15 protein-coding genes are annotated in these 18,796 nt (G+C 51.2%); 12 read left to right on the top strand and 3 right to left on the bottom strand.

The window, feature by feature from the left end; translation table 11 throughout:
- Positions 1 to 20 precede the first annotated feature (20 nt).
- The 10 genes from BMW93_RS07545 to BMW93_RS07590 all read left to right on the top strand — a co-directional run bounded on the left by BMW93_RS07545 (position 21) and on the right by BMW93_RS07590 (position 11,263).
- Complete coding sequence (locus BMW93_RS07545; RefSeq protein WP_090374616.1) at positions 21 to 1,073, top strand: ThuA domain-containing protein; 1,053 nt, start codon at positions 21 to 23, stop codon at positions 1,071 to 1,073.
- Positions 1,074 to 1,102: 29 nt separating this feature from the next.
- Positions 1,103 to 1,930: a sugar phosphate isomerase/epimerase gene (locus BMW93_RS07550; protein WP_090374617.1), complete on the top strand. Its 828-nt coding sequence runs from the start codon at positions 1,103 to 1,105 to the stop codon at positions 1,928 to 1,930.
- A gap of 11 nt (positions 1,931 to 1,941) precedes the next feature.
- Entirely contained in the window at positions 1,942 to 2,754 is an 813-nt protein-coding gene (locus tag BMW93_RS07555) for an alpha/beta fold hydrolase (protein WP_090374618.1), read from the top strand.
- An 87-nt stretch (positions 2,755 to 2,841) separates the two neighbouring features.
- A complete protein-coding gene (locus tag BMW93_RS07560) occupies positions 2,842 to 3,936 on the top strand; it encodes an aldose 1-epimerase family protein (protein WP_090374619.1) in 1,095 nt (364 codons plus the stop codon).
- Between the two features lie 203 nt (positions 3,937 to 4,139).
- Positions 4,140 to 5,354 (top strand): class I mannose-6-phosphate isomerase, encoded by a 1,215-nt coding sequence (locus BMW93_RS07565; RefSeq protein WP_090374620.1) that lies wholly within the window; start codon positions 4,140 to 4,142, stop codon positions 5,352 to 5,354.
- Positions 5,355 to 5,375: 21 nt separating this feature from the next.
- The gene (locus BMW93_RS07570) at positions 5,376 to 6,410 is read left to right on the top strand and encodes a TIM barrel protein (RefSeq protein ID WP_090374621.1); all 1,035 of its coding nucleotides are present in this window, start codon (positions 5,376 to 5,378) and stop codon (positions 6,408 to 6,410) included.
- Between the two features lie 68 nt (positions 6,411 to 6,478).
- On the top strand, positions 6,479 to 7,639 hold the full coding sequence (locus BMW93_RS07575; protein WP_090374622.1) for a Gfo/Idh/MocA family protein: 1,161 nt from the start codon (positions 6,479 to 6,481) through the stop codon (positions 7,637 to 7,639).
- Between the two features lie 80 nt (positions 7,640 to 7,719).
- A complete protein-coding gene (locus tag BMW93_RS07580; RefSeq protein WP_090374623.1) occupies positions 7,720 to 9,222 on the top strand; it encodes a sugar ABC transporter ATP-binding protein in 1,503 nt (500 codons plus the stop codon).
- A 117-nt stretch (positions 9,223 to 9,339) separates the two neighbouring features.
- On the top strand, positions 9,340 to 10,272 hold the full coding sequence (locus BMW93_RS07585; RefSeq protein ID WP_090374624.1) for an ABC transporter permease: 933 nt from the start codon (positions 9,340 to 9,342) through the stop codon (positions 10,270 to 10,272).
- Between the two features lie 49 nt (positions 10,273 to 10,321).
- Positions 10,322 to 11,263: a sugar ABC transporter substrate-binding protein gene (locus BMW93_RS07590; protein WP_090374625.1), complete on the top strand. Its 942-nt coding sequence runs from the start codon at positions 10,322 to 10,324 to the stop codon at positions 11,261 to 11,263.
- Position 11,264: 1 nt separating this feature from the next.
- Here the strand turns inward: BMW93_RS07590 and BMW93_RS35385 are convergent, their stop codons facing one another.
- Together BMW93_RS35385 and BMW93_RS07595 are read right to left on the bottom strand one after the other, a co-directional pair.
- Complete coding sequence (locus BMW93_RS35385) at positions 11,265 to 11,414, bottom strand: hypothetical protein (RefSeq protein WP_177194041.1); 150 nt, start codon at positions 11,412 to 11,414, stop codon at positions 11,265 to 11,267.
- The gene (locus BMW93_RS07595) at positions 11,411 to 11,860 is read right to left on the bottom strand and encodes a DUF6934 family protein (protein ID WP_090374626.1); all 450 of its coding nucleotides are present in this window, start codon (positions 11,858 to 11,860) and stop codon (positions 11,411 to 11,413) included. The genes BMW93_RS35385 and BMW93_RS07595 overlap by 4 nt, the downstream gene beginning before the upstream one ends.
- Positions 11,861 to 12,021: 161 nt before the next feature.
- Here BMW93_RS07595 and BMW93_RS07600 point away from each other — a divergent pair, with 161 nt between their 5' ends.
- Positions 12,022 to 13,389 (top strand): Gfo/Idh/MocA family protein, encoded by a 1,368-nt coding sequence (locus tag BMW93_RS07600; RefSeq protein ID WP_090374627.1) that lies wholly within the window; start codon positions 12,022 to 12,024, stop codon positions 13,387 to 13,389.
- A gap of 314 nt (positions 13,390 to 13,703) precedes the next feature.
- Positions 13,704 to 14,279: a DUF4136 domain-containing protein gene (locus tag BMW93_RS07605; protein WP_090374628.1), complete on the top strand. Its 576-nt coding sequence runs from the start codon at positions 13,704 to 13,706 to the stop codon at positions 14,277 to 14,279.
- Positions 14,280 to 14,434: 155 nt separating this feature from the next.
- Here the strand turns inward: BMW93_RS07605 and BMW93_RS07610 are convergent, their stop codons facing one another.
- Complete coding sequence (locus BMW93_RS07610) at positions 14,435 to 18,793, bottom strand: efflux RND transporter permease subunit (RefSeq protein ID WP_090374629.1); 4,359 nt, start codon at positions 18,791 to 18,793, stop codon at positions 14,435 to 14,437.
- Positions 18,794 to 18,796 lie beyond the last annotated feature (3 nt).

The raw sequence follows: 18,796 nt of genomic DNA on the forward strand, positions 1-18,796 counted from the left end.
CACCTTTTTCAGTCCGGGTTATGAAGAATCTTTTGAAATCAATGCTGGCGCTCGGCATTGCACTGATCACTTTCGGCTCCCAAGCGCAGGACGATCCCGCGAAACACCGGGTCGTGTACAAAGGTGATAAGGGGCCGGGTGCGGGTAAAAACATCGTTTTCATCGCTACCGACCATGAATATCGTGGTGAAGAATCGCTTCCCGCGCTGGCGCGCATTATGGCCAAACGCTACGGGTTCACGTGTACGGTCGTATATGCGCTCGATTCAAATGGCTACATATACCCGGGCAGCTCGAATGTAAAAGGCCTCGACGTGCTCGACAAGGCCGACCTGATGGTGCTTTTCATGCGTTTCGCACATTTCGGGGACAAGGAAATGCAGCATTTCGAAAACTATATCAAACGAGGTGGCCCTATTGTGGCATTCCGCACCTCTACCCACGCATTTGAAATTAAGAATGACCCGAAATGGGAGCATTATACCTGGAACTACAAAGGCCCGAAAACGGCCTGGAAAGATGGTTTTGGAGAGTATATTCTGGGTGAAACCTGGGTATCGCATTATGGGACGAATCACAAGCAATCGTCTAAAATCGTCATTGATGAAGCGCAAAAGAATCACCCCATTATGCGCGGCGTGAAAGATATGTGGGTACAATCGGGCGGTTACACGGCTGCTCCCAAAGGTACGGTACTCGCGAAAGGTCAGGTACTGAACGGTATGACGGCCGATTCTCCTGCCGATCCGACCAAAGAATTGCTACCGGTTGCCTGGATTCGTGATTATCAAATGGAAGGCGGCAAAAAAGGCCGTGCATTCACCACCACGCATGGTGCTTCCGAGGATTTGAAGGATTATGGGTTTAGAAGAATGGTAGTGAATGCGATGTTTTGGAGTTTGGGAATGGAAAATAATATTAAACCAGACAACGATATCGCATTCGTAGGGCCATATGAACCTACAACCTTCAACTTTAATGGGTATAAAGCGAATGTAAAACCTTCCGATCTGGCGGGCTGGGATTCGCTGATCATGCCGGGCGAGGTAGTAAAGAAGAAGAAGTCGAAGTGATTTTTACGTAATTGAAAATAAACTTTTTAATGTCTCAGCAACTTCCATTTCGCTTTGGGTCAGAGGTTTACACCTGGTTCATGAGCAACAGCGGCCAAACGCATCAGGGCCGGTTAGGGCATATGATCGAAGTGATCGCGAAAGCGGGTTTCACGGGTATTCAGCCCATTTTTACCTGGATGGGCGACCTCCAGGATCCTGATTTGCTCGAAGCCAAACTCAAAGAGCAAGGTATCGAACTCGCCGCATTGGCACTCGCGTTGGACTGGAATGAGGCCGAAGAAACCGAACGCGAACGTGAAGTAGCCGACCACGCCATCCGCGTATTGCAACGCTTCCCGGGAGCCGTACTGAATACCGTCCAGATTCCGACGGGAAGACATAACATTGAAGAGCGCCAGAAACGCCTCGTGAATATTGTCAACAAGGTATCGCGCCGCGCCGCCGATAAAGGTGTGCCATGCAGCTACCATCCCAATTCACCGCACAGCTCCATTATCCGCACCGAGCAAGATTATAAAATCGTACTCGAAGGCCTGGACGCGTCGGTAACCGGCTGGACGCCCGATGTAGGCCATATTATCAACGGCGGTATGGACCCGCTCGCGAAAATGAAGGAGTACCAGTCGCTGATCAACCACGTGCATTATAAAGACTGGGACGGCAACCCCGAGTTCACATTAATGGGGAAAGGCAAAGTAGACCTGCTCGGTGTAACCCAGTGGCTCAAAGATATTAACTACACCGGCTGGATCATCTGCGAGGACGAAGGCGAAGAAGCCCTCGAAGACCCGGATTTTGTGACATTGCACGACGGGAAGTGGATTCAGGAGGATTTGATTCCTTCACTAAAATAACCTCCCCACTCATGCCCACCATCAAAACCAACGGTATCAATTTTTACTACGAAGAACGTGGTTCCGGCGAGCCATTATTGCTCATTATGGGCATTACCGCGCCGGGAGCAGTGTGGAATGTCCATGTGGCCGATTGGAAGCACCATTTTCGCTGCATTATCGGCGATAACCGCGGCGTAGGGCTGACCGACAAACCTGCCGGACCTTATTCCACCGAGCAGATGGCGGATGATTACGCCGGTTTGCTGGATTCTCTGGGTTTGGAAAATGTGAGTGTGATCGGTTGTTCGATGGGCAGCACCATTGCCCAGCAATTGGCGATCCGGCATCCGAAAAAGGTGAAATCGCTCGTACTGATGTGCCCGTGGGCGCGTTGCGACAATTATGCGAAAGGCCTCTTTCAGCATATTATGAATGCCAAGGCCCGTTTCCGGCCGGAGGAGTTCAGCCTGTACATTCAGTTGCTGATCTTTTCTAAATCGTCGTGGGATGATGCGAAACAGCACGAAGACCTCGAAAACGGTCGGTGTATCGATGCGTTCAACCCATTCCCACAGCCATTGCACGGCCTGGAAGGACAGGTGGCGGCCTGCATTAACCACAATGCATTGCCGGAGCTGGGTAAGATCAATGCACCGACATTGGTGATAGGGGGAAGGGAGGACATTTTTACGCCGGTATGGATGGCCGAAGAGGTCGCCGGCGGCATCCCCGGTGCCGAGCTGTTCCTGTACGACAAGCTCGGGCACGCATTCCATTTTGAAAATACAGAAGATTTCAATGCCCGCGTGAGAAACTGGCTGACCAGCGTGCCGGTAGCCTGATCCCGCATTTTTTAAGTTAAATGCATTAAAAAGAGGCATTTTGCGCCTTTTTCAGGTTTAGATAATTAGTAGTTTAATTAAGATATAATGGAGATCGGCGATTCGAAAGGCACTGAAAAGCTAGTGGAAGACTGGAAAGTAAAGGTGTCGAACCACGCACAGGTAGGCGGTATAGAAACTTCGGTGCTGGACAATGGCGCTGGTCGCGGTACCCGCATTGCGTGGATCAATACCGGCGGCGGCTTGCGCTTTAAGGTGGTGATCGACCGGGCGATGGATATTGCAGAGGCTTTTTACAACCAGCATAGCCTGGCGTGGATCAGTCATGGCGGTGTTACTTCCCCGCAACCGTTTTCTGATAAAGGCATCGACTGGCTTCGCACGTTCGGGGGTGGCTTGCTTACAACCTGCGGCCTCTCGCACGCAGGCGGGCCCGAGTCTGACAGCTTCGGCGACCGCGGATTGCACGGGTTGATCGGCAACCAGCCCGCGGAAATCGTTTCGATCGTCCAGCCGGACCTGCGCGCCGGGAAATACGATATGAGCATTACCGGCATTATCCGCGAAACGCGGCCTTTCGGACCGAGTTTGGAATTGAAAAGAACGATTTCAGCCACATTAGGAGAGCCAAAACTGCGCATTCACGACGAAGTGATCAACAAAGCCAATACCGCCGCGCCGCATATGCTGCTGTACCACTTCAATTTCGGATGGCCGATTGTGGACGAGGGTACCGACATTCTCTGGAACGGTCAATGGCAACCACGGTTCGAGGAAAATGCGAAGATTTTCAAGGAAGGTAATGCATTCAAAAAAGCACCTGCACCGCTGGAAAGCCACCTCGGAAGCGGAGAGGAAGTAGCATTGATCGATGTGGACGCGGACATTTTCGGCGACAGCATTTGCGGCTTGCATAATGAGAAGCTGGGAGTAGCCATCGCATTGAAATTCAAAAAAGAGCAATTACCCTGGCTGGCCAACTGGCAGCATTGGGGCAAAGGCGAATATGTGACCGGCATCGAGCCCAGCACGCACCCGCTCTCGGGTCAGGCGAAGGCGCGGGAGGATGGGACGCTCATTTTCCTGCAACCGGAAGAAATCAAAGAATACGATCTCGAACTGAGCGTCTTGACCTCAAAAGAGGAGATCGAGGAATTTGAGTTGAAGGTGAATGTATCGTAATGTTTGCAACAAATGTTACGGTGCGCTGCACCTTGTCAACAAATCTTGCGGTGCTCTGCACCGTAATCGATAAGGTGCAGCGCACCGTAAGATTTGTAGTAGTTGAAACCGCGATGATCGTTGACACGAAATATTTGTAAAATAAAACCGGTGCAACGCACCACCATATTTATAACCAAAACCAATTCTTTAATACAAAAACAATGGGACTTTCAAGTATAGCTGAGAAGGCGTTGGAGCAGGGAAAGGGAATTTTGCGTCTGGCGCCGACATGGGTGCCGCGTTCGTTTTGCGTTCCCGGTCGCAGGATCAAGTTGCACCCTGATGATTATTACGTGCTGGGTGGAGAGCGTGGTGGTATCGATGAGCGTTGGTTGTCGTCCACGACTCCTGCGGAAAATGGGCCGCTTACAGGCGAAAATGAAGGTTTGAGCCAAATCGTTTTGGAAGATGAGTCGGGCGTACAAAAAGTGACATTGCGAGACGCGGTAGAAGAGCTGAAAGGTCAGATTATAGGTGACAGACTTTGGGATCAATACAAAAGCTGGCCTATGTACTCCAAATTTTTTGACAATATGGGGCCGCTTCCGCATCATATTCACCACAGAGATGAGCACGCCGCGATGGTGGGCCAGAATGGAAAGCCTGAGGCCTACTATTTCCCTCCTCAACTGAACAACCACGGTGGCGATTTTCCCTATACATTCATTGGTATCGCTCCCGGTACTACCAAAGAGCAGATCAAAGAGTGTCTGATGAACTTTACCAAGGGCGACAATAAGATTACCAATTACTCCCAGGCGTTTCGTCTGGAACCGGGAACAGGCTGGGATGTTCCTCCTGGCATGTTACATGCGCCAGGCAGCTTGTGTACCTATGAGCCTCAAAAAGCATCAGATATTTTTGCGATGTATCAATCTCTTGTTAATGAGGCTGTTATTCCGGAAGAATTGCTTTGGAAAGGAACGCCGAAAGACAGGATTGGCGATTATGACCTGTTGATGGAAGTAATCGACTGGGATTTGAATGTAAATCCTAATTTGATGGAAAAGCATTTCATGCGCCCCAAACCGGTAAAAGATGTCGCTGCGATGGCGGAAGAAGGGTATAGTGAAAACTGGATTTGCTATAAAAACGAGGCTTACAGTGCCAAGGAACTTACCGTTTTTCCAGGACAGACTGTTACCATTACCGACGCTGCCGCATACGGAATGATTGTGATGCAGGGCCATGGTAAATTCGGTGTGTGGGATATCGAAACCCCTGCATTGATCCGCTACGGACAGTTGACCAACGACGAGTATTTCGTAAGCGAAACCGCCGCGACTGAAGGCGTTACGATCAGCAACCCGTCCAAAACCGACCCGATTGTGATTTTAAAGCACTTCGGTCCAGGTAACCCTGATTTAGTATTGTAAAAAACTAAAATTCCTTAAACCATGCCTGAAAATAATTTCCCTAAACTCCACAATGCCACATGGCCTGGTATCGTGGGCAAAGGTTCCGACTCGGAGCCGATCATTCCTTTTGATACACTGTTGGAAAAAACCGCTGCCGCGGAGGTAGACGGCGTGAAGTTTGACGGTGTCGATATCGGTCTTTTCGACGAGCATATCGGCGAATACCTGAATGCAGCCGATGGCGGTAAGCGCCTGGCCGACAAACTGGCGGGGTATAACCTCGAAGCCGGAAGTCTGGTAGCCAATGTATGGGCCGGTTCGGCGATGGGCAGCCAGGATGCCCGCGATACGTTTGTGGAGCAGGTACGTAAGGCATGCGAATTCGGTAAGCAACTCCGCGACGCCGGTATCCGTAACGGTGGCGTGATTCGCATCGACTCCGCTGCTTCGCCGGAAGCATGGTCGGCCGACCCGAAAGGCAATACCAAACAAATTGCGGAAACTTTCAGACGTGCGGCCGACGTGGCAGCCGATTTCGGCGAACGCCTGGCTGCCGAAGGCGAAATCTGCTGGGGTGGCATGCACAGCTGGAAAGCGATGATCGATACACTCGAAGCGACAGACCGCCCGAATGTAGGTTTCCAGGCTGATATGTCGCATACATTCCTTTACCTGCTGGGCTACAATGCGCCGGAAGACCGCATTCTGCCCGCCGATTTCCAATGGGATGATCGCGCTACTTTGGATGAGGCCTTCAAGAAAATGACCGCCGCGCTGCGTCCGTGGACCATCGATTTCCACGTAGCACAAAACGACGGAACCGTTCACGGAACCGGCTCACACGATAAAACCGGCCGCCACTGCCTCGCAACCGACCCGAATGGCAAGCTCGACATTGTACACCACGCAGGCTTCTGGCTCCGCGACGAGAAAGGCGAACTCACGAAAGCATTCCGCCACATTTGCTGGGACGGCTGTATGTTCCCGAATGAGGTAATGTACAAGCAGGAAACGTGGAACGACATCCTCGCTGCGCTCGTGAAAGTGCGTAATGCGCACGGGTGGCAGGCGTAAGCGTTTTCGAATATTCCAAAAACCTAAGGCTCGAAGCAACACGCTGAAAGCCCCAACCAACAAAACCAATGTCAGAAAAAAAACAAATACGCGTTGCCCTGATCGGTTCCGGTTTGATGGGCCGCACGCATACCAATGGTTATAAAAGAATCGGGGACTTTTTCCCGGAACTCGAATACCGCCCGGTGCTGGCGGCCGTATGTTCCCGCAACGAGGAGAAAGTGAAGGCTTTCGCCGAGCAGTGGGGCTACGAGTCGTACGAAACGGACTGGCGGAAAATCATCGAACGCGACGATATCGATGCGGTGGATATTTGTACGCCGAACGATACCCATGCAGAGATCGCATTGGCGGCGGCGGCAAAAGGTAAGATGATCCTTTGCGAAAAACCGCTTGCACGTACACTCGCGGAGGCGAAAACAATGGTGGATGCTATTGAAAAAGCAGGTGTTAAAAACACGGTCTGGTATAACTACCGCCGCGTACCTGCCGTGACTTTGGCGAAACAAATAGTGGATTCAGGTAAGCTGGGCCGTATTTTCCATTACCGCGCGAACTTCCTGCAAGACTGGACGATCAGCCCGGATGTACCGCAGGGCGGAACCGCTACCTGGCGCCTCGATGTGGACGCGGCGGGTTCCGGCGTAACCGGCGACTTGCTCGCGCACTGTATCGACACCGCGATGTGGATCAATGGCGGTATCAAGGATGTGTCGGCCGTGGCTGAGACATTCATCAAAGAACGCAAACATGCAGGCACCGGAGAAGTTCAGAAAGTGGGCATCGACGACGCTTGTATCTTCCATTGCCATTTCGACAACGGCTCATTGGGCTTGTTCGAATCTACGCGTTATGCGCGTGGCCACAAGGCGCTTTATACTTTTGAAATCAATGGTGAGCATGCTTCTATCCGCTGGGATTTGCATGATCTGAACCGACTGGAATATTTCGATCACGCCGACGACTCGATCGTTCGTGGATGGAGGTCTATCCTGGTGACCGACGGCGACCAACCTTACATGAAACGTTGGTGGATCCCGGGTACCAGCATTGGTTATGAGCATTCGTTCATACACCAGGCGGCGGATTTCTTCGAAAGCCTGCAAACCGGCAAACCTTGCTCACCGACTTTCAAAGACGCTTACGAAACGCAGAAAGTGTGCGAAGCGGTACTCGATTCGGCGGCTTCCAAAAGCTGGAAGGATACCGGCGTACACTGGGAAGGTTAATCCAATAATGCATTCATAATCTGAGGCTTTAACCGGATCTGTTCTGCGGATAGGGTTAAAGCCTCAGTTTCGATACTGGTATGTCCGACTACATTCTGAGGGTTAAGGAAATTTCCAAGTCATTCTCCGGCGTCAAAGCGTTGGACAATATTCATTTTGACCTGAAAAAAGGCGAAGTGCATGCCTTAATGGGCGAAAATGGGGCTGGGAAATCCACTTTCATGAAAATACTGATCGGACTGCTGACGCCGGATTCCGGGGAGGTTTTGCTGGAAGGCGAAAACCTGGTAGGAAGCAATGTGAATGAAACTTTGAAAAAAGGCATTTGCATGATCCATCAGGAAATCCTGATCATTCCCGAACTGACCGTGGCGCAGAATATTTTTCTGGGCAGAGAAAGGGAAGTTTCGGGGAAAAGCGGCGTGTTGTCCGGTTGGTTGAATGATGCTGAAATTAATCAGCGTGCGGCTGCATTGCTGGATCGAATGGGTGTTAATATCGCTCCGAAGGCGAAGATGAAGCACCTCAGCGTGGCACAAATGCAAATGGTCGAGATCGCGAAGGCTATTTCGCACAATGCCAAAGTGATCATCATGGACGAGCCGACTTCGGCGATTTCCGACAAAGAGGTAGCGACATTGTTCCAGATCATCCGGGATTTGAAAGCGCAGGGTGTCAGCATCATTTATATTTCCCATAAAATGGATGAGATATTCCGGATCTCGGACACCATTACGGTGCTGCGCGACGGGAAATACATCGGTGCCAAATCCGCCGCAGAACTCGATTACAATGCATTAATCGCCATGATGGTCGGCCGGGAGATCGATCAGATGTTTCCGGAAGCGACGCAGCCCCTTGGACAGGAAGTACTTTCGGTGCGGAACCTGGGCAGGGCGGGCAAGTTTTGGAATATCAGTTTTAATGTAAAATCCGGAGAAATACTGGGGTTAGCAGGACTAATGGGTGCGGGTAGGACTGAAATCGCCAGGGCGATATTCGGGCTGGACCAATGGGATGAGGGAGAAATCACGATCAAAGATTCTCCGCTTCATGCGCGTACGCCGCGCGAGGCCATCGACCGGGGCATCGGCTACGTGAGCGAGGATCGGAAAGGGCTTGGGTTTATTCCCCGGATGTCTGTGAAGGACAATATCACGCTTTCGAGCATGAACAATCACCGCAAAGGCGGTTTTATCGACACACACAGCGAACAGTCGGCCACCGAAAAAATGATCGCCGATTTGAAGATCAAAACGGCCGGTACCGGTCAGCATGTAACCTATTTGAGCGGGGGAAACCAGCAAAAAGTCGTCATCGGCAAAGTACTGCTCGCTTCGCCCGAAATCATCATTCTCGACGAGCCGACACGTGGCGTTGACGTCGGGGCGAAATTTGAAATTTATAAACTGATCCGCAGCCTCGCCGACCGGGGCATGGCGGTCATCATGATATCATCGGAGCTGCCGGAAATCCTGGGCCTCAGCGACCGGATACTGGTGTTGTCCAAAGGCAAACAAACCGCGCTGCTTTCAAAGGCGGAAGCTACGCAGGAGGTGATTATGCAGTATGCGGTAGCGTAAGCGGTGCCGACGGCCGACCGCCGATGAATTACAGTGAATGTAACCATGAAACATTGTCCGTGAACGGCCGTGAGAGGTCAGACCAAACCAAACAATGTTGCCATACCCAACCAACGCATGAACAGACTCTCCAAACTGGGCCAGTACGGCATCTTCTTCGCATTTGCATTGATATGCCTGGTGCTGGCATTGAGTACGCCGAAGTTTTTTACCGTTTCTAACCTGCTGATTATCGGTAATCAGGTGTCGATCAACGCATTGCTGGCATTTGGCGTCACGTTTGTGATCATTACCGGCGGGATCGACCTTTCGCTGGGTTCGATGGTAGCCGTAACGGGCGTAGCCGCCGCGAGTTTCGCGCATCCTGATACTTATCCGCTTGTGATACCATTGTTGGTCGGGCTGGGTGCCGGTTCGGCGATGGGCGCATTCAACGGCCTCGTGATTACGAAAAGCAAAGTGCCACCATTCATCGTCACGTTAGGAACAATGACGATCGGCCGGGGGCTTGCATTAATCCTGAGTAAAGGGCGGCCCGTTTCAAATCTTTCCGACGCATTCAACTTCATTGGTGGAGGCAATATCGCAGGCATTCCATTCCCGATCATTATTCTGCTCATCGCATTTGCAGTTTGTTCTGTTGTTTTAAATAAAACCATCCTCGGGCGCTATATGTACGCGGTGGGGGGCAACGAGCCTGCTGCGCGTGCGTCGGGTATACGTGTGAGCCGTGTCAAAATGTGGGTATATACCATTTGCGGGTTGCTTTCTGCATTGGGTGGTATCCTGCTCACCTCCCGCATTACCACCGGACAACCCAATGCGGGCGCCGGATTCGAGCTGGATGCAATTGCCGCAGCCATTATCGGTGGTACCAGCACCTCGGGCGGTACGGGAACCATGACAGGCACGTTGATCGGCGCACTCCTGATCGGTGTGATCAGCAACAGCCTGGATTTGCTGAATGTGACTTCTTACTACCAGCAAGTGGTGATGGGTGTGATCATTATCGGGGCGGTGGTGCTGGATGGGGTGGGGAAGAAGGATTGATTAATATAAATTCGACGGCCGACCGCCGATGGCTTAATGACATAGATTTATGAAACGTAACTTAATTTTTGCTACCCTTATCGCTGCCGCGTCGCTTGCTGGCTGTAATCAATCATCGGACAAAGAGTCGGGATCGGACGGAGGTAAAAAACTGGTGATCGGCGCGACGATGCTGAGTATGCAGAACGAGTTTATCGTAAATGTGAGCGATGCGATGGAAGCGAAGGCCAAAGAAATGGGCGTGGAGCTGATTACTGTCGATGCAGAGCGCTCTGCATTGAAGCAAGTGGAACAGGTCGAAAGCTTTATCGGCCAGGGTGTGGACGCGATCATCATGAATCCCTGCGAAGTGGAAGCGAGCTCACCGGCCGTCAAACTGGCAATGGACGCTAAAATTCCTATTATCAATGTCAATTCCGAAACATCTGCCAAGCCCACCGCATTTGTTGGCTCGGACGATACCGAATCTGCACGCATTGCGATGAAATACATTGCCGAAAAGCTCGGCGGCAAAGGGAATGTGCTGATGATGCACGGTTTCATGGGTCAGGCCGCGCAAATCAGGCGCGATAATGGTGCGAAGGAAATCCTGAAAGCCAATCCGGGCCTCAAACTGCTCGCGGAGCAAACCGGCGAATGGGACCGTGCCAAAGGAATGTCCCTTACCGAGAACTGGATTCAATCCTACGGAGACAAGATCAACGCGATTTTTGCACAAAACGACGAAATGGGCATGGGCGCCGTGAAAGCACTCGAAGCTGCGGGTTTAAAGGGTAAGGTGCTCGTGGTGAGTGTAGACGCTATTCCCGACGCATTACAAGCCGTAAAAAAAGGAACATTGGACGCCACCGTTTTCCAGAATGCCAAAGAACAAGGCGGAAAAGCGATTGAGACGGCGGTGAAAGCGGCTAAGAAAGAGGCGTTTGAGAAGGAGGTGTTGATTCCATTTCAGTTGGTGGATAAGGGGAACGTTGAGAAGTTTTTGAAATAGACTACCGTTTTAACGCACGGAGCCTTTCGAGTCCCCCGCTTTCAATAAACTCCCGGGTGGCTTCCATTTTTTCTTTGAGAATCGCCTGGACCTTAGGGTCGGCAAGTACTCTTTTTTTGCGGTCTTCGAAACTCTCAACCGGTGTTTTCATCGCTGTCTAAGTTTTAAAATGTAAACTTGATAGGTTTTATTAAGCTCAAATGGCTCAACAACAGTGCCGCTGTCACCATAAATTTCGTAATACTTTTGAATATTTGAAAGCTCTTTTCCAAGAACCATCCTGTACAGACGGCTCTTGGCGGGTGTGTTACCCTGGATTTTTATCTCGGCGTAGGGGTATCGCTCCAAAAAGATACGTAAGCATTCCGAGACAGTCGACATGACTTTTTCTAAGTCGAGATTGTTTTCCGGGGAAGCAATATCACTTAGTTCTCCATTCGGAAGTACATCTAACAGCGCCAGATTGAAAAGTCCGTTACTATGCGGAAATTCTGTAAAAAGCACCGCTTTTCGAATAGTTCTCTCGAAACTGACGCTTACGAACTCAAAATAAAGTTGGTCATTATCCGACTGAAAAGGATAAAACTCTGACTGCATACAAACGCTGGATTGTAAGTACCATATCGAATGCAGGAAGTTGAGCCGCTACATGTCGCAAATGTAAAATAATCTTCCCTTAAAAGTAAAACGCCACGCTCCCCGCCCTTTTACCCCCGTATGGCATTTTGCCAGTTTCCTAAAACCAATCAAAACCACGAATGAATACTTTCAATATCAACCGCCGTAGCTTTCTCCACGGGGCCACGGCTGCATTGGCACTTTCCACTTTCGGAGCGCAGGGAATGGACCTGATCAATCCCGCCAAAACATGGCGTGTAGGGTTAATTGGTACGGGTTGGTATGGTAAAAGTGATCTTTTCAGACTGATTCAGGTAGCGCCGGTGGAGGTGATCGCGCTTTGCGATGTAGATAAAAATCAATTGAACGAAGCGGGCAAACTGGTGAGCCAGCGGCAGAAATCGGGCAAGACACCGAAACTGTACGGCGATTACCAGAAAATGCTTGCTGAAAACGAAATGGACATCGTACTGATCGGCACACCCGACCATTGGCATGCATTGCAAATGATCGACGCGGTGAAGGCCGGTGCGCACGTGTATGTGCAAAAGCCTATTAGTGTGGACGTAATGGAAGGGGAAGCGATGGTGGCCGCAGCCCGCAAATATAAGAAGGTCGTACAGGTAGGAACGCAGCGGAAAAGCACGCCGCATTTGATCGACGCCAAGAAAAATATCGTGGATGCAGGCTTGCTGGGTAAGATTTCGCACGTCGAAATGTGCTGCTATTACCATATGCGGGCAAATGGTAACCCGCCGGTAGAAGCAGTTCCCGATTACCTGGATTACGAAAAATGGACCGGTCCCGCGCCCCTGCGCCCGTACGACGGCTCGCCACACGTGCGCTGGTGGAGAACGTTCATGGAATACGGCAACGGTATCACAGGCGATATGTGCGTGCACATGTTCGACACCGTGCGCTGGATGCTGAAACTGGGCTGGCCGAAAAAAATCTCGTCGACCGGTGGTATATATGTGCAGAAAGAAGGTAAGTCTAATATATCCGATACGCAATCGGCGATTTTCGAATATGACGGACTGAATTGTGTGTGGCAGCACCGCACTTGGGGAACGCCGAATAACCCCGATTACCCGTGGTCGTTTACGCTTTATGGAGAAAAAGGAACGCTTTGGGCGAGTACCATGGCCTACGATTTCATTCCGCAGGGTAAAGGCGAGAAGATCCACAAGGATGTGGTTTATGAAAAAGAGAAGTATCCCGAAGACCTGAAAGAAGACAAGATCGAGCTGAATGCCGCACCCGCAACGCGCCTGCATATGCTCGACTTCCTGAGTGCGATCGAGAACAGCGGCAGGCCGGTTGCCGACATCGAAGAGGGGCATATTTCGACGTCCAGCTGCATTTTGGCAAATCTTTCGATGAAAACGGGCCGTTCAATTGTTTATGACCCAATAAAACGCGAAATTGTGGGTGATAGAGAAGCCAATGCATTACTTGCCCGCGCCTACCGGGCTCCTTACAAACATCCTGACTATAAACACGTCTAGGATAGGTCATTAAAGTTCGTGGTCCCTTATATATTCCCAGTACATCGCGTCCGGCAAAATCCGGGCGCGTTTTTGTTTCAGGCCTGTTTATTTTCAATGCGCGGCTGCAACAGACGAGGCCGGATCACGGTAAAGTTAAATAGCGGGTTTGAAGGGCCTGCAAACGTTTGAAACCGGTCAGAATAAGTAATTTAGGCGATCGATATATCAGTTTTATTTGTTTATAAGTTTAATAGATGTTTCACAGGCATTTAAACCAAATCCCCTCTGAAACTGTCAGAGTAATGTAACATAACCAAACGTTCAAAAACACGATGAAAACCATAGTGAAGTTGATAAAATCCGCTGGTATGGCGGTTGTGGCGGGTGTATTCATGATGGCGTGCAGCAATGCCCTTCAAGTCAGTTACGATTACGACTCGGCTGTGAACCTGAAACAATTCAAAACCTTCAAAGTGGAGGCCGAGCATAATATGGAACAGGACCCGTTGCTGGGTAGCGAACTGAACAGGCGCCGGTTGGGCGATGCCGTGGTGGAAGTGATGGAAGCCAAAGGCTACAAAATGGACACCCAGAATCCCGAAATCGTGGTGCGGTTTATGACGGATGTGAAAGACCGTCAGCAAGTACGCTCCAATAATATGTATTCTCCATACATGTGGTGGTATGGAGGTGGCAACAATATTTCTACCTACAATTACCAGGAAAGCCGCTTTATCCTGAATATTTACCAGAAAGCGAGCGAGCGAATGGTATGGCAGGGTTGGGCATCCGGAAAAGTGAAGGCGCCAACCAAGAAGGAAGATCAGAATACCATGATCAAAAACACGATGTCCGATATTCTCCGTTCGTTTCCACAGGCCACGCTGGATACTTATAGCAGGAAGTAATTTGTTAAATGTTCATCATACAAAATGCCGGGCTTATGTCCGGCATTTTGTATGATAAATCACTCTTCTCTAAAACCCGTTTCTTCCATTCTGATCCTGCGATGTTCTTCGGGTTTTGGCTCGTCGATCGGCTAATGCTTTTCTTACGGTTTCTCCTACAAATCCTGCCCGTTTCGATACTCCTCGGATGCCTTTTTCACAATGGCGTCCCCATCGTGCAAATCCCCGAATACTTCCACGAGCGTATCGACCACCACGCCACGCTTAACAGGTACCCATTCGGCTTTTTTGCCTTTGTCGCGGATCACAAATACCTGCTCGCTGGAATTGACGACGGCGGTTGTCGGAACAAAAAGGGTGTTACCCGTGCGCTCGGTGTTGAGTTGTACCTGTGCGTACATACCTGCTTTTAACTCGTTGGAACGGTTGTTGACGTCGAATTCGGTCATCATGGAACGGTTTTCTTCGGCTAATGTGCGGGAACTGCGGGCGTAAACAGCTTTGTAGATTTTCTCGGGACTGGCCGAAACGGTGAAACTTACTTCGCCTTTGTTAGGGATGGCGCTCGACATGTTTTCGGGGATCGCGAGCGTCAGACGTAGTTTGGTGTTGTCTTCCAAAATGAATAAAGGCTTGGCTCCGCCTTCGCCGGGGCCTACAAGCGCGCCAGGGCTGATATTTCTTTCCGTAATAATGCCGTCGAACGGCGCTGTGACGGTAAGATAATGCGAAAGCTCTGTTTTGGTTTCCATAAATGACTTCGCGGCCTGTACATTCCCTTTGGCTACGGACATCGCCGAGCTGTCGGCGGCTGCGCGTGCTTTGGCGAGGTCAAGCTCATTGAGCGAGACGGCTCCCTCAGTCCGGTTGGTTTTTTGCAAGCGGCTGTATGTCAATGCGCTGGCTTGATAGCGGGTTGTTGTTTGCTGTAATGCGGCTTCGGCGGCGATAAGCTGCGCTTTGGCCTGGCTTAGTTCGGAGATCACTTCCGGTGCCTCCAATACTGCCAGAACCTGCCCCTTCCGCACCATTGTGCCCCGGTCTGCATTCACCGTTTTGACAAAACCTTTGATTTTCGGATGAATGCTGACCTTGTTCCACGGTTTCAACTCGCCGGGTAATGCGATCTGCTTGGCCGGTTTCATGCTTTTTACATAGGCCAGTTCCACAACCTGGGTCTCGGCCGGGGCTTTGGCTTCGTGCTTTTCGCTGGTTTCGGCGGTGCTGCTGCATGCGCTCATACCGGCCGCGACGGTGATCAATATCAGAATGGATTTCAAGGTATTCATGGAAACAGCTGTTTGGAGTTTTTTACGGAAGAAATTGCTTTCGGGATCTTCGGGATCGAGGGATACCGAGTTGACGGACGCTTTACGCTGTACCAGCGTGAATACCGCAGGTAAAATGAGCAGAGATGCCAGTGTGGAAGCGATCAGCCCACCGATTACGGCTTGCCCGAGCGGCGCGATCTGGTCGCCGCCCTCGCCGAGGCCGGATGCCATCGGGATCATCCCGGCGATCATCGCGATACTCGTCATCAGGATCGGGCGGATACGGCTGCCGGCTGCGAGCGTTACGGCTTTGTGCGCATCTTGCAATTTGAGGCGCAGGTTTTCGGCATTGGTTACCATCAGGATCGCATTCGCTACCGATACCCCGACGGACATGATCAGTCCCATGTAGGATTGCAGGTTCAACGTCGCGCCGGTAAGTAACAGCAGGCCAATCGAGCCCACAACTACTGCCGGGATGGTTGAAAGTACTACCAACGAAAGTTTGAACGACTGATAAGTAGCTGCGAGCAGAAGGAACATGATCACGACGGCGATCAAAAGACCGGTCTGCAAGCTGCTCAATGTTTCTGTCAGCAGTTCGGTTTGGCCTTTCAGCTCTACAATCACCCCGCGCGGCGGTTCGCCTGCATTCTTGATCGCTTTCTGAACGGCGGTAGTGGCAGCACCGAGGTCTTTTTTATGAATGTTGGCCGTGACGGTCACCAACCGGTTCGGACCGGCGCGGTCGTATTCTCCGGGGGCGGTTTTTTCGGAGAATGTTGCCACATCGGCCAGCAGCGGATTGCTGACGCCGGTTTTCAAAGGAATCGTACCAATATCTTCCACGGACGTCATCTGGTATTCCGGAATTTGAACCTGAACCTGATAGGCGAGCCCTTTCGCGTCGTCGAGCCAGAGGTTTTTGTCTGTAAAACGGCTGGAAGATGTAGCTGCTACCATCGAGCGCGCCACCTGGGTGGAGGTAATACCCAATTGCCCGGCCCGTTCGCGGTCGATTTTTACGTCGAGGATCGGATATTGCAATGGCTGTGCGATCTGCACGTCGCGGAGGAATGCGATCTGTTGCATTTCCTTCTGGATTTTACGGGCAAACCTTCCGGCCTCTTCCACGTCTTTGGCAGCTACACTCACCTCGATCGGCGTCGATGCGCCCTGGCTCATGATTTTGTCGACCAGCTCGATGGGTTCGAATGAAATCGCCAGATTCGGAATTTCCTTCGCGATTCTTGCCCGCAGCTTTTCCTTCAATGCATCCATTTTTACGGGAAATTCTTCTTTCAGGGAAACCTGCAAAACCGCCTCGTGCGGGCCGCTGTTGAACACGAAAATATTGGAAGTACCATAGCTGGAAGGAACTGTACCCACGTAAGCCGAGGATATTTCGACATGCTCTTTACCCACTTCCGATTTAATCAGATTCAAAACCTTCAACGTAGCCTCTTCCGTGCGCTCCACGCGTGTACCGTCGGGTACCCGCATGCGCATCTGGAACTGGTGACTGTTGGCTTTGGGTAGAATGTCGGTACCGATGAGGAAGAACCCGCCGACGATTAATGCAATGGTTCCGACCAGATATACCGGAACGACCAGGCGCTTGCCCATGATGCCGCCGAGTACATTCAGGTATTTCAATTTAAACTTTTCAAAACCGGTAGGCGGCAGCGACGGGTGCGCACCTTCTTCGATCACGTCGTTAACTTCCTGGCTGTCTAAGGCCAAAGTAGGCGCTTCATGATGCGGATGGTCTTTCAAGAGCCAGTTGGAAAGTACCGGTACCAATGTCTGTGAAAGCAAAAACGAAGCGATCATCGCGAAACCTACCGCCAGCGAGAGTGGCAAAAACATCGATCTTGGAATACCACTCATAACAAACGACGGCGCAAAAACGGCCAGGATTGCGAGCAGAATCAGGAATTCTGGAAATGCGATTTCCTTACACGCGTCCCAAATGGCCTGTTCTTTCGGTTTGCCCATTTCCTGATGCTGGTGAATGTTTTCAATAGTCACCGTCGCCTGGTCGACGAGTACCCCGATAGCCAGCGCCAGCCCGCTCAATGTCATGATATTGATGGTTTGACCAAACAAATTCATCAAGATCACCGCCGAAAGAATTGAAATAGGAATAGTTACGATCACGATGATCACACTGCGCCAGTCCCTGAGGAAGAGTAGCACCATCAAACCCGTCAGCAATGCGCCGAGAATACCCTCGGTAATGAGGCTTTTCAAAGAGTTGGTCACATACACCGATTGGTCGAATTCATAGGAGATCTTTACGTCTTCCGGCACGGCATTCCGCAGCTGTGGCAGTGCGGCGCGGATATTGTTCACCACATCGAGCGTCGAAGCATCCGATTTTTTAACCACCGGAATATAAACTGCGCGGCGGCCATTGATCAATGCATAGCTCACCGTAACGTCCGCGCCATCTTCGACAACACCTACGTCACGAATGAACACAGTAGGTCCCGCTCCGACGCGGATAGGGATATTTAAAAAATCTTCCGGTTTCTTAATGAGCGAGTTGACCGGCGTCATCAAAGTTTTGTCGCCCATACGGATGTTACCGGCCGGCGAGGGCTGGTTGTTGGCAATAATGGATTTGATCACCTCTTCCGGCGTCAGATGGTAGCTGCGGATGCGCTCCGGGTCGACCCGTACGACGATCGTACGTTGGTTACCACCGAATGGCGGCGGGCTGGAAACACCTTCGATGCGGCTGAACATCGGCCGCACGCGGGAGGACGCGAAATCCTGGATTTCGTTCAGCGACCGCGAGGCGCTTTCGAACACCATTTGCCCGATCGGTACCGAGCTGGCATCGAAACGGACCACCTGCGGGGGTACGGTGCCCTCGGGCATGTAGGCCTTCGCGCGGGAGACGTTGTTGGCGACCTCCGCTGCGGCCTGCGCCATGTCGGTGCCGGGATAGAACGAAAGTTTGATCAATGATAATCCCTGGATCGTTTTCACATCCACATCGCGGATACCCGACACGTACAGGAAGTGGTCCTGGTAGCGGGTGGCGATGAAGCCGTCCATCTGGTCGGGCGCCATACCGCCGTAGGGCTGCACCACGTAAATGGTGGGCAAATCGAGGTTAGGGAAAATGTCGACGGGAATGCTCCGTATCGACAGAATCGAGAAGAATAGGATGCCTATCACGACCACCACGATGGAAATGGGCTGTCGGAGGGCAGTTCTGATGAGTTGATACATAAT

This window comes from Dyadobacter sp. SG02 (assembly GCF_900109045.1).
Classification (GTDB): Bacteria; Bacteroidota; Bacteroidia; order Cytophagales; family Spirosomataceae; genus Dyadobacter.